The sequence below is a fragment of the Saprospiraceae bacterium genome, from assembly GCA_026129545.1.
Taxonomy (GTDB): domain Bacteria; phylum Bacteroidota; class Bacteroidia; order Chitinophagales; family Saprospiraceae; genus M3007.
The window spans coordinates 880,430-893,602 of sequence record JAHCHX010000001.1 but is presented as its reverse complement, the minus strand read 5'-3'; the positions used below and the strand labels follow the sequence as shown (position 1 = coordinate 893,602).

Here is a 13,173-nt window from a genome sequence, read left to right as displayed (position 1 = left end):
TTTTTGCTATCGAACGCTCAACACCACCACAGAAAAAGGTGGCATTTTAAGTGTCGCCACATTCTCTTTCAATGCCGCTTGCATGAAAACCGCTGGTTTCACCTTTTCGGGATGGTCGAATGTATTGTGGTTTTGTAGGCGCTCACCGCTCAATATCCTGCCTGAGATGTCGGAAAACTTGCCACCACGCAGTTCAATTGTTACTTCTTGTGTTTTATGGGCATCTATGTTGACCAAAGAAATGTGTGTCATACCGCCTTTGTCGCGGGAAGCAGAAGCGGAAACGGCTGGTAGGCGTTCGTCGCCCAAGATGTAATCAGATGTGTGAATGCGAAGCGGCAGCAGCAGCGCCTCTTGATGTATGTTATACATTTCCATGACATGGTAGGTTGGTGTGAGCAGCATTTTTTCTCCCTCGGTCAATATGACCGCTTGCAGTACATTGATAGTCTGGGCGAGATTGGCCATGCGCACCCGGTCACAGTGGTTGTTGAAGATATTGAGGGTGACACCCGCTATCATGGCATCTCGGAGGGTGTTTTGCTGGTATAAAAAAGCACCGTTTGTGCCCGGCTCCACCTCATACCAGCCGCCCCACTCGTCCACCACGAGCGCCACTTTTTTGGCAGGGTCGTATTTGTCCATGATGGTGCTGTGTTTTTGCACCAACTCCTCCATGCGCAGGGCGCGTTTCATCGTGGTGAAATACTCCTGCTCACTAAATGTTGTCGCCGAGCTTTTTTTGCCGGGCGACCAATCAATGACCGAATAATGGTGCAGCGCCACGCCTTCGAGCATATTGTGCGGGATATCGCGCATGAGCACTTCTGTCCAGTGATAGTCGTCAGAATTGGCACCCGAGGCGATGCGCAAAATTCCTCCTTTTGACCAGCCAGCCATAAAGGTGGCGTACTGCCGATAAATGTTGGCGTACCATTCTGCTTTCATATTGCCCCCGCAGCCCCACGCTTCGTTGCCGACACCCCAGTATTTGACGTTCCAAGGTTTGTCTCGACCGTTCTGCCTGCGCCATTTTGACATAGGGCTTTCTCCCTCGAAGTTGACGTACTGCACCCATTCGGCGAGTTCCTGCACCGTGCCGCTGCCGACGTTGCCAGCGAGATAAGGTTCCGCGCCAATCAGTTCGCACATGTCGAGGAAGTCGTGGGTGCCGAAACTGTTGTCCTCCGTCACGCCGCCCCACCAAGTGTTGACGATAGTCGGGCGCTGCGCCTTATTGCCCACGCCGTCCTTCCAGTGGTAGGTGTCGGCAAAACAACCACCCGGCCAGCGCAGGTTGGGTACTTTTAGTTTTTTCAAAGCCTCTGCCACGTCTGTGCGCACACCGTGTCGGTTAGGGATTTTGGAGGTGTCACCGACATAAAACCCGCCGTAGATGCAGCGCCCCAAGTGTTCGGAAAAATGCCCATAGATGTGGCGGCTGATGGTGTCTTTGCCTAGGTCTGCATTGAGCACTATGCGTGTTTGCCCCACCAACAAGCCACAGCAAAAAAAGGCAAGGATGAAAAAGCAGAGAGTGTTTTTATGATTCATCTCCAGAAATTTAGAGCTTGAGTGAGGCACATGGTGTTACCGAATAAACTTGAGGGCGCAAAGTATGGAACAACTCTATTCAAAGCATTTTTCCCTCTATCAGCACCACCCGCTCAACGGATGCTTCTTTCAAGTGCAGATAAGATTGACGGTCGGGGTTGTTCGCAAAGTTTTTAAAATCTTCCAGTGACTCAAACGAGACGAGATGAATTTCATAAGGCCGCCCATAGCTCGTCTCGATAAAACTCGCCTTGTCAGGGCGGCAACGCAGTAGCAGTTTTCCGTTGTACCTTTCCAGCAGGGGCAAAGCGATGTCTTCAAACTGATGAAAAGTGGCCTCGTGCCCCGGTTTGATATAAATAAGTTGGGTATAAAACACCATGATTCGTCAAGATTTTTCAGATGAGCAAGATTGATGTCTTTTGAGAATTAGGGGTTGAACTTCTTTAGCGTGCGATGCTCAGGTATTTATTGAGGCGGTGATTTGAAATCGCCGCCTGAGTAGCACACGTTTTCGGCATTTTGCCGGGGACACGAGCCTTTCATTTGAACAAGGTCAAATCGCCTGACAACAGCACTCGGTCGCAAAGGCCGCTTTTTATGAAAATAAAGTAGATGTACACGCCCGGCGCACAGGGTTTGCCTTTGCTTTTCCCGTCCCAGCAGTCGGCGACATTTTCGGTGCGAAACACCAAATTGCCCCATCTGTCAAAAATACTGAGCTCGAAGGTGTCGAAGTTTGTTTCGGAGAAAAAGGGGGAAAAACAGTCATTTTCTCCGTCGTCGTTGGGGCTGAAGGCGTTGGGCACATAACTTTCGACGGGATATGTGACCGTGATGGTGTCCGTGATTTCGCAGCCTTCCGAATCCATGATTTTTGCCCAATAGTCACCCGCACTTGTGACGGTTTTGGTTTTTCCGACTGTGCCGTCGAACCAAATCGTGTGGTCAAATGGGCTTGACAATGTGACTGGTTCACCTGAGCAAGCGACCACGTTTTTGCCCAAAAAATCCTTTGGCGGGGTGTTTCTACGCTTCCCTATGGCCAGCAGCCCGGCAACAGTCGGGCAACTTCTCGTGTGCACGAGCAAGGTATTGGCACCCTCAGTCCAGCCCTTGCAAAGCGCGATGTTTTGCAAATGCAGCACACCATTATAGTTGTATGGATTCGTCGTGTTGTAGTACTGGAAATTGATGACATCGTTCACAGTAACTTGATACACGCTGTTGTCCGCGAAAAAATCCATGTTGAGGCAAAAGCTTTCTTCCACCGGCACCCCGCAGGCATTGGTGGCTGGCAAGATGATTTCCCGCTGAAAATACAGGTCGAGACATCCTTGTGAGACATGGTGGCAGTTGGAGCCAAAATCGTAGGTTATCCAGTCGGCACTAGGTGGCGAACCAACAGGCCAACTCGCATCGCATCTGCCCACCACTTTCGCCGGGACGAACGCGCTTGTCGCTTTCGCCGTGTCGCCATAAGCGACGAGCCAATTGGCATCCAACGAGCCAACCGGAGTGTTGATTCCAGTATTCAATTCCACTGGATTTGGAAACTGGGCGTTCGCCTCTTTCAAGGCTGAAAAACCAAGCGTCACAAACAAGGCAAACCCCACTCGGAATAACACCCCGACCTGAAAAAACATCCTAAAAATGACTGTTAGTGTCATGTAGCTGCCGATGTCATTGTCTCTTATACCTCGCGCCGCCAAGTTTTGGGCATAGCGGCAATCTCAATTTGCTCAAAATCAGGGGTATCAATCATATTCATCTGACAAATCCTAGCGAATCAAGGTATGCAATCAATACCGCACTACCCTACCCGATTCGAGTTTCTCTCCCACGCGCACCCGCCACACATACACGCCTGCCGAAGAGAACGCAGACGCGGGCAAGTCCAACCATTGAGCGCCATCGCTGAGCATCATTTCTTGCTGATACATCAATCTCCCCGATAGGTCGGCCAATTCCACTTGGACCAATTGAGCTTGCGACAAACGCATGGGAATGCGCACGCCTGTCGAAGTGGGGTTTGGCTGTGGCGCAAACACATGGGTTGCCGCGTTGGGGTCGTGCGTCGTTGGCGAAGAGAAGGCCAATTGCAAGGAACGAGTAGGTTGCCCGTCGGCATATCGTTCGGAGCGGAGCCGTTGTTGGGAGAGCGACACGGCCTCGCTCAGCCGACCGGGTGCCAAAGCTCGCAGCTGTATGTTAAGTATGCTCTCTCCGGGCGACAATGCTTGCGGTTGCAAATCGAACCAACTGAGGTGCAGCAAGCCATGTTCGGATTGCGCCCATGCGTGTTCGTCAAAGCTCCTCAGGATTTCGGAGGTCACGTTCTCCACCATGAGCACATCGGGAGCGAATCGCATGGCCAACTGGAAGCCCAACCACGCGACAGATTCTTCTGTGCGCAAAACGATGTCGAACGTTTCGCCGGCGCTGAAAGTACGGTCGTGCAATGTGACAAAAGTGGCCGTGCGGTCGTCGGCGGGTGCTGCGATGGCCGAAGGAATGGCAGTACCGTTCACGTCGCCCAATTTGTAGCCCAAAAAGGTGTGTTCGACAGGTGATGCGCCGTTAAAGTTGCTCACGCTGATAATGGCAGGGACTGCGGCTGCGAATGGGTTGCTCGGCACCGGAAACACGTAATCATCGGGGATGAAACGCCAAGAGGGGGCGTTGGGCAATTTGTCGTAGAGGCCCAAAATCAATTTGCGCAATTCCACCACATCGAAGGTGGTGATGGAGCCACTGTTGTTGACATCGGCGGCAAGCATTTTCCACGGCGCGTCGAAAGGCTCGAGGCCGAGTATGTGTTTGGAAATCAGTACTAAATCAAAAGTGGACACACCGTTCAAGGGCAAATGGTCCTTGGTCGCGCTCACAGTGTATGAGGAGCCGGGTTGCAAATAGCCCAAGGTCGTGACGCATCCATTCGACATGGAGTTCATCAGCAACTGCGTCGCCCCGATTGCTATGTTGAACTCGACATCCGAAATGAGGGAGTTGTCCCAAAAAGTCTTCGCGCAAACGGTCAAGGATTCGCCACAAGGACCGCAACCACCCGCGTTATCTTGCACAGTGATGTAGGTGATGCAAAAGCCTGCATTGCCTGCCTGGTCACGTGCCCACAGTTCGACACCTTGAGTGCCCAAATCACAGCAATTAAAAACAACGTGGTACTCTGGATAGCCTTGTGCGTTCAAGGGAAAACCAGTGCCATCGCCCAATTTGCGAATACCAATTTCGATGCGGTTGCTTGGAGTCACGTTATCCATCGAATAGTTGAGAAAATCCGGTGCCCACAATGTAATCAAACCCGTTGGCATGATGGCCACGCTCAATCCCATCAGACAATGCACTTCTGGCGGTTTGCAGTCGCGTATCACTATATCGCGGACGCAAGTGTCCGTAGTGCCGCCCGATTCGATGAGCCATACGACGCGGTGTTTCCCAATGGGCAAGTCGGGCACAAGAAAGGTATTAGGCTTGTCCTCCGTAAGCCATCGAATGTCGGCAGTCAACGTGTCGCCTTGCAGGGTTTGCCGCAAAGCGAATTGGTACTTTTCTTCGGGTGCCACCGGACGCACGTCGAAGACGCGCGATGTGCCGCCCGTGTATCCCGGGCTGCCCGCATTGTTGAATTGGACGGTGGACGCGGGTGGCGGGTTGTCGCTGTCTATCACTGTTTCCAAAGACCCGTTGCCGTCGAGGTCGAGGAAAAGCAAATAGCGAACGAATGCCCCCCCGCAAGTGTCCAACACCTGAAGGCGCAAATCCGCAGGGCCTTCCGCAAGGTTGTTGGTTTGGTGCACGGGGTCCCACCATTGCGGACCGGACCAGAGTTGAGGGTTGTTGTCCGAGAGGATACAGATGGTGTCGGTGTTTGTGGGGCAACCCAACACGACGGGGCATTGCGCGGCAAGATGTTGGGAGAAAAAAAGAAAAGCGGCGAGTAGGCGAGTAAAATTGCTCATGAGATTGTAGGATGTATTAGACTTGTTGCGGTGGAGGGATTTGAGTGAAGGGGATTGTCATTTTTTCGACTGGCAAACAGTCGAAATCGGGCATATTTGGCGAAAAATTTAACGAAGCCAATCGGAAAAAGGCTTTCCCTTCGCCAAAGGCCTCCACCGCCACAAGTCTATTCGGTTTGAGAATATCGGCATGGCTACAATGAGCAATCGAAACAGGTCTGATCCCCTTCCACTCGCTCGTCGCAACCATGCCGTCGAGAATGGTGCCGCAATATAGATTCTTGCTCAATACTTGACAAGTCTGCCCGCTCGGTAATTTTCGCCAAACCCGACACGCCACCAATAAATACCCTCCGATGGTAAGGAATTTGCCGGAATATCCAGCCAATGAGCGCCGCTTTCGAGCATGGTCTCCTGCCGGAAGACGGTTTGGCCAGCCGCATCAGTTAGAGACAGATAGACCCGTTCAGGTCGTTGCAAGCGCAAGCCAATCGAGGCCCCACCACGAGTTGGGTTGGGCTGTGGCAACAAGATGGCATCACCCTGCTCCGGCGCAGTATTTTCTTTTTCAAAAAACAATTCTATCCGGCGCGGCGCGTCGGCGGCATGATATGCCTCGGCGCTCAATTTTTCTTGCTGGAGCGTGATATGCTCGCTCAAACGCGCTGTTCGCAAAGCCGTCAGTCGAAGCACCAGCACATCGTCGTCGGGAAACACAGGCTGCGGCGTTGGGCTGAACCAACTGCAACGCAAAGTCCCCGGAGAGGGCTGGGCAAAGGCATCTTCATCCAAACCAGTCAACCATCCCGGAACCACCTGCTCCACGAGGAAGGCATCAGGAGCACAAAACAACCCAAACTGGAACCCAGACAACGTGTGCAGCCCCGACAATCGGATAGAGACATCGCGGGTTTCCCCTGCCTCCAATACCCAGTCGGGCAACACCAAACGCGCAGGCTCGTCGCGTGCTTCGGCCAGCCCCGCGGAAGACACGGCATCAGGACTGGCGGAGCCATTCACGTCGCCGGTTTTCACGGCATTGAACGCCAGTTCGGCAGGCAAATCCAAGATGGACAGCGCGTTGTAAGAGTATTGAGGCAAGCACAGCGTGGCGAAGGGATTGGGCGGGAAGTCGCAGTCCGCCGGAAAAAATCGCCAAGAGGTATTGTTCGGCAATTTATCGTAAATGCCGAGAATGAGCTTCCGCAATTCCACCACGTCGAAGGTGGTGACGGAGCCGCTCTTGTTCGCATCGGCAGCCAACCATTGCCAAGGATAAGAGAAGGGTTGAATGCCCAAGATATGCCGCGATATCAGCAACAAATCGAAGGTGCTGAGACCATTGAGCGGATTGGTGTCACATTCGGCGACCAGCGAAAACGCGGTGGCTGGCGGCACAAATGTCAGTACACCACAGCTTGACGAGTTTTGAGGCAATATGTGCGTGACAAGATGTTGCGAGGTATCCACCCACAACATTTTATATTGGACAGGCCACACCATATCGTTTCCCCAAAAGGTGCGCGCGCACAACACGGGTGGAATATCGCACACGCCGCTGGGGTCAGCCACTGTGACGAGGGTTTGGCATTGCGATATATTGGCGAGGCGGTCTCTCACCCACACTTCCACCGACTGTTCGCCTCGCTCCGCGCAGTTGTATGTCAGACTGATGACGCGCTGGCCCGCAGAGTCCAATGGGAATCCCGCACCGTCGCCCGCTTTTCGCATGGATGGCTCCAGCATGAAAGACGGCGTGAGATTGTCTTCCGCGCTTAGCAGCACCTCATCCAAAGAGACAATTTGTTTCCCGGAGGCATCCAGCTCTAAGGTGAGCGCCGCCATGCACTCAATGTCTGGCGGCTGGCAATCTTTTATGCGGAAACTGTGCTCGCAGTATTTCACGATGCCATTCTGCTCCACGCGCCAGAGAAGATGGTGACGGCCTTCCGGCAGTCGGGGCGACACAAAAATATCCCCCGTTTTCATGCGCAAATGAGCAATCAGCGTATCCCACGAGTAGGTGATTTCCAATGCAAACCGAAACTTGAGCGAATCAGGCAGGTTGCGCTTGTCGAACTGGAGCAAGTTGCCGCCAGTGTAGTTGGGATTGAATGCGTTGTCAAAATACACTACGCCCGGCGGGGGGAAATTGTCGCTCGTCACAGCAGTCTCGCGCAGATTGTCGTTGTCGAGGTCGAGCAGCAGCAGGTATGAGACACTCACGTTGCCGCCGCCCGGGCAGGGCCGGACTTTGAGGGCAAAATCAGCGGCACCTTCATACAAATCCGCCGTTTGGAGCGCTGTGCTCCAGGTGTAAGGCGCGTCGTTCCAGAGCGTGGATTCGTTGTTCGACTGGTCGCAAACGATGGGGCTTCCTTGCGGACAATTAAGAACAAACGGACACTGGGCAGGGGCCTCTGCAATTGGCCATGCAGTAAGCAAAAAGGGAATCAATTTTCTCATGAGTAGGTACGTTTTGAACCATCGGGAAATGATTTAACTGATTAAAAAAGAGGAGTTTGCACTCGAAATGACATCTAAGCAACATTGGAATGAGGGTATAAAAATACTTTGTTGGCAGATTTTGCCCCGATAAATGTTTTTTGGGCGGCAACGTCGCACTTTGGCCAACCAATTTTCAGCGACATGACGCATCTTTGCACCAAGCCCTGATTTTAGCCGTTAAAAAGTTGCCGCGACACGCAAGTTCGGCAACTCTTAGACGTTCCAAAGCCGTCGGCATCTCCATGAAAATTTATCGAACAGTGTCAAAAAAACCAAAATTGCCCTGCCCTCATCAATGGAGGCAAGGGCACTCTGCTCAATGAATCAACCCTGCATTTCGGTAAATGCTCTGAAAAAGAATTTTTTAAAAGTTTAGAGGATGAAACACTCATACTACTCCGCCTTACTTCGCACCATCGTTGTTCTCGCCATTGGCCTCGGGCTTGCGCTCCCCAGCACCCTGCTGGCCCAAACACCGGCTGCATCCAAATTCCCGGAAAACCCCAATGAATTCGTGGACAAATTGGGCCAATTCATGACTGCCTCCAAGCGTCCCGACATGGAAGAGGCTTTTTCGGTTTTCAAGAAAAAATTCAAGGCCAACGTGTTCAGCGAGCAGGACATGAGGCGCGTCGTCGCCATGTCGAACCTGTTGGTCGATGGTTTCAAGCTCACTCCTTTCCCCTATTTCAAAAACTATGTGAACGCCGTGTCAGCTGCAAAGAGCGACCCGGACACCACCTTGTTCAATCGTTGGCACACCCTCGCCGAAGAAGCCATCGGAGGCGTGGAAAAAGGACGTACCAAGCCCATCAGCCAGTTCCTCGAATTTTCGGTGGACTTCCTTGAGCAACGCGCCCTCAAAAGTGGCGAGGGCGGCTCCGTGACTTGGAAAATCAGGGGGGGCAAGTTTCATTTTGAATACAACGACAAGCAGCCACAGATGCGCTGCGAAAACGTGGACCTCATTGGGGTGCGCAAACAGGACTCCATCATCATTTTCAACACGTCGGGCAGTTATTCGCCTTTTGAAAACCTGTGGCGCGGAAGCGGGGGAAAGGTCACTTGGGCAGAAGCCGGACTGGACTCGAGCGTGTTCGTGAAACTGACCGAATACAAGGTGGAATCTATCAAGCCCTTGTTCCAATGCGACAGCGCCATGATGTACTACCCGCTGTATTTTCCGGGAGGCAGCATTGCCGGCAAATTTGAGCACAACATCGTGGTGGGCAACAAGGCTGGTGCCACGCAGTTTCCACGTTTTGAGTCTTTTGATAAAAAATTGAAAATCACAAAAATAGGCGAGGGTGTGGAGTACTTCGGGGGTTTCCGCCTGCATGGCAGCTCGCTTTATGGGTATGGTTCGGGCAACGAGCCTGCCCAAGTGACGGTGTATGACAAGAAACGGAAGAAAGTGTTCTTTGGCACCGGGCCGCTATTCATCATCAAGCGCGAGCAGAACATCGTGGCAGAGGGCGTAAACGCCAAACTGTACATGGACGAGGACAGCCTTTTCCACCCTGCCGTGGACTTGCGCTATGACATCCCGGCGCAGGTCATCAGCTTGACTCGCGGCAACAAAGGCTCGGAACGCAACCCGTTCTTTTCCTCCTTCTACAACATGAACCTGAACACCGACCGCATCGCTTGGTATCTCAACCGCGATTCGCTCGAAATCGGTGCTCGTGCCGGCACGGGCAAAGGGGTGGAACAAAAAATCTCCTTCGAGAGCAGCAACCACTTCGACATGGCGGACTACAACAAAATGCAGCACATCGCCAGTCAAAACCCCATCTCGACGCTCTACATCACTTGGCTTGAAAGCGACCAAGACAAGGAGGACAACGGGCGGCTCGTGTCGGACGACGAGTATGCGCGCCGCATCAATCCCAAATTCGACTACTCCAGCATCCAGACCCTATTGGCCGAGCTGGTGCGCGAGGGCTTCATCAACTATTACTTCGACCGGCACCAGATAGAGCTCCGCGACAAACTCATTCACTACGCCCTCGCCAGCCAAGGCAAGCGCGACTACGACGGCATCAACATCGAGTCCACCAGTGCCAACGCCAACGCCCGCCTCGACCTGAAGACAAAAGAAACCCATGTGCGCGACGTGAAAAAAATCGAACTCAGCAACCGGCAAAAAGTGGCGCTCATTCCTTACAACAACGAATTTACCCTGCTGAAAGACAGAGACATGCGTTTTGGCGGGCGACTGTACGCGGGCATGGTGCTCTTCGAAGGGTCGGATATGGAATTCAAATACCAGCAATTCCAAATCAACTTCGACTCGGTGCGCCACATGGACTTCTACCTGCCCACCGGTGATTTGGACAAAAACGGCCAGCCAATTGCCAACGCGATGAACTCAACTGTGGAGCTGGTGTCGGGCGTGCTGCTAGTGGACGCGCCCAACAACAAGTCCGGCAAAGAAGACCTCGCCATGTTCCCTTCCTTGCAGGCTAAAAAGCACTCGTTCGTGTTTTACGACAACCCTCAAATCCAGAAGGGCGTTTACACCCGCGACTCTTTTTATTTCAAGCTCGACCCCTTCTCTTTCAATGGGTTGGATAGCTACACCAAAGAGCAGTTGAAGTTCAAAGGCGAGATGTTTCCGGCCACCATTTTTCCCTCATTTAAAGAAACCATCGTGGTGCGCGACGAGGACAAATCGTTCGGCTTTGTCCACAAAACGCCCCCCACAGGCTACCCCACCTATTCCAAAAAAGGGAATTACACAGGCGAGTTGGACCTCAGCAACAAAGGCTTTTTGGGTCGGGGCAAGCTGGAATACCTCACCGCCAACATCGAATCGGAAGACTTGATTTTTCGCCCAAAACAGACGACCGGCACCGCCAGGAAATTCTTCATGGAGGAAGACCGCGCGGGAGCGGTGAAGGTGCCACAAGCGCAAGGCGAAAACGTGTCGGTGAACTGGCTGCCATTCAAAGACTCCATGTATGTGGAGAGCAAGGCCAAGGACTTCGAGTTGTTCAAAAAACCCAATTATTTCCACAAAGGCACCCTTATCCTCACGCCTTCTGGTCTGAAAGGCACGGGTGTATTCGAGTGGTCGGAAGGTATCCTTACCTCCAAGCTCATTTCTTACGGGCCTTTCCAAGCCAGTGCCGACACAGCCGACCTCCAAATCAAATCGCTGGATGGCGCGGGCTTTGCCTTCGACTCGCGCAACATTGACGGCGAATTGGATTTCGACAAACAAATCGGTCACTTCAAGGCCAACACCGAAAACGCCACCACTACCCTGCCGCTCGACCAGTATCGTACCTCGATGAACGAGTTCACTTGGGATATGCGGCAAAAAACCATCGAATTCAAAGCAGACCCGAAAAAACCGGGTAGTTTCGTCTCGATTGACCCTGACCAAGACACGCTTTCATTTACGGGAAAAACAGCCTTCTACGACCTGAAAACCAACTACTTGACCATAGGCGGCAACGAGGTCATCAAATCCGCCGATGCATACATCTATCCCGATTCGGCGGACATCATCATCGAGCCGGGTGGCAAGATGAAACAGCTCACCAACGCACGCATCGTGGCCGACACGGTGAACCAATATCACACCATCAACCGCGCCACGGTGGACATCCTTGGCAAAAAACTCTACAAGGCATCCGGCTACTACGAATACAACATCTTCGGCTACAACCAAGAAGTGTTCTTCAACGACATCGTGGGCGAACGCCGCGGCCCCGGCAGCAACGCTACCAAAAACGTGCTTACTTCTGCCAGCGGCAACGTGACGGCAGAGGACAGTTTCCGCATGGATGTCAAAACCTTGTTCAAAGGCGAGATTATCCTCAAGGCCAACCAGCGCAACCTGCGCTTCAATGGTTTCGCCAAAATGGAAGCCGACAAGCTGCCGGGCAGAAACTGGTTCAGCATCAATGCGCAGGTGGACCGCACCAACCCCATCATCCGTATCGTGGGCGCAAAGGACGAAGAAGGCAACCCATTGGTGACAGGCTTCTATCTGTCGCGCAACCAAGGCGAGCTATACCCACGCATTTTGCTTCCCGCCTACAACCGCGTTGACCGCGCCATACTCAACTGCACGGGCGTGCTGAAATACGACGCCAAAAACGACCGCTTCACCTACGGCGACTCTGCCAAAGTGGCTGAGACAACCCTCCGCGGGGCCAAGATGATTTTTGACAACCGCACGGGCATCGTGCAGGGCGAAGGACGACTCAGCATCGGCTCCGAGTTGAAATACATGAAACTGACCACTTCCGGGCGCCTCAAGTCGGATTTCAACAAGCCCGATTCCGTGTTCCACACCGTGACTGGAGAATTTATGACAGGCGTGGAAATAACCATCCCGAAGGCGCTGATGGAAATAATGGTCAACGACATCAAGGCCTCCAGCTTCGATGCCCCGGCCGCGATATACAACACGAACCCAACCTTCTACCAGCCTGCGGTGAGCGAATTCATCAGCGACGACAAGGAGCTGCCGGAAATGCTCGCCAACCTGACCAACAACCTCATCATCTTGCCCAAAAAAGACAACAAGTACGCATTTGTGTTGGGACGCCACCCGGTCATTTGGAACGACGAGTACCAATCGTTTCTCAGCCTCGAAGACCGCATACCGCTCGTGGCGCTCAACGGTGAGTTGTTCGGCAAAGTGCTGAACATCTTCGTGGAATACAAAATGCCCGGCGGTTTTGTGATGCCTTCGCCCAGCAGCACCCCCGACGAGGAAGAGGAAGAAACGGAAGGTGAAGAGGAATCCGGCAAAAGCGACAAAAAGGAAAAGAAAACAAAAGAGGAAGAACGCGCCGCCACTGCTGCCGCTCCCTCAAGCAGCAAAGACGACCGTTTCTATCTTTACATCAAGGCCTCTTCCGACTTGTGGTATTTCTTTGGCTACCAAGCGGGTGCGCTCAACGTGGTGTCGAGCAGCACACGCTTCAACGATGCCTTGCTCGGCCTGAAAGCCAAAGAGACCCAAATCAAAATGCCCGATGGGGAAATTTACGAGATAGTGCCCGCCAACCCCTCATTGGCCGATGCGTTCGTCAATCGTGTGAGGGCGGGAAGGAAGAAGGAGTAAAGGGGCGTAGGGGTTGAAAGGCCTGCCCGGCCAAGCGAAGCGGCC

The 13,173-nt window shown here is 52.9% G+C and carries 6 protein-coding genes; 1 reads left to right on the top strand and 5 read right to left on the bottom strand.

The annotated features are described in order from the left end of the window. Positions 1 to 6: 6 nt before the first annotated feature. The 5 genes from KIS77_03170 to KIS77_03150 all read right to left on the bottom strand — a co-directional run bounded on the left by KIS77_03170 (position 7) and on the right by KIS77_03150 (position 8,000). On the bottom strand, positions 7 to 1,494 hold the full coding sequence (locus KIS77_03170; protein MCW5921317.1) for an alpha-N-arabinofuranosidase: 1,488 nt from the start codon (positions 1,492 to 1,494) through the stop codon (positions 7 to 9). A 139-nt stretch (positions 1,495 to 1,633) separates the two neighbouring features. Then, a complete protein-coding gene (locus tag KIS77_03165; protein ID MCW5921316.1) occupies positions 1,634 to 1,936 on the bottom strand; it encodes a DUF1330 domain-containing protein in 303 nt (100 codons plus the stop codon). 160 nt (positions 1,937 to 2,096) lie between these two features. Next, a complete protein-coding gene (locus tag KIS77_03160; protein MCW5921315.1) occupies positions 2,097 to 3,224 on the bottom strand; it encodes a gliding motility-associated C-terminal domain-containing protein in 1,128 nt (375 codons plus the stop codon). Between the two features lie 132 nt (positions 3,225 to 3,356). After that, on the bottom strand, positions 3,357 to 5,534 hold the full coding sequence (locus tag KIS77_03155) for a hypothetical protein (GenBank protein MCW5921314.1): 2,178 nt from the start codon (positions 5,532 to 5,534) through the stop codon (positions 3,357 to 3,359). Positions 5,535 to 5,819: 285 nt separating this feature from the next. Then, on the bottom strand, positions 5,820 to 8,000 hold the full coding sequence (locus KIS77_03150) for a hypothetical protein (protein ID MCW5921313.1): 2,181 nt from the start codon (positions 7,998 to 8,000) through the stop codon (positions 5,820 to 5,822). Positions 8,001 to 8,421: 421 nt separating this feature from the next. Here KIS77_03150 and KIS77_03145 point away from each other — a divergent pair, with 421 nt between their 5' ends. Beyond that, entirely contained in the window at positions 8,422 to 13,128 is a 4,707-nt protein-coding gene (locus KIS77_03145; protein MCW5921312.1) for a hypothetical protein, read from the top strand. Positions 13,129 to 13,173: the final 45 nt, after the last annotated feature.

Coding starts and splice junctions, on each gene's coding strand:
- KIS77_03165 (MCW5921316.1), bottom strand. CDS start 1,936: ATGGTGTTTTATACCCAACTTATTTATATCAAACCGGGGCACGAGGCC.
- KIS77_03160 (MCW5921315.1), bottom strand. CDS start 3,224: ATGACACTAACAGTCATTTTTAGGATGTTTTTTCAGGTCGGGGTGTTA.
- KIS77_03155 (MCW5921314.1), bottom strand. CDS start 5,534: ATGAGCAATTTTACTCGCCTACTCGCCGCTTTTCTTTTTTTCTCCCAA.
- KIS77_03150 (MCW5921313.1), bottom strand. CDS start 8,000: ATGAGAAAATTGATTCCCTTTTTGCTTACTGCATGGCCAATTGCAGAG.
- KIS77_03145 (MCW5921312.1), top strand. CDS start 8,422: ATGAAACACTCATACTACTCCGCCTTACTTCGCACCATCGTTGTTCTC.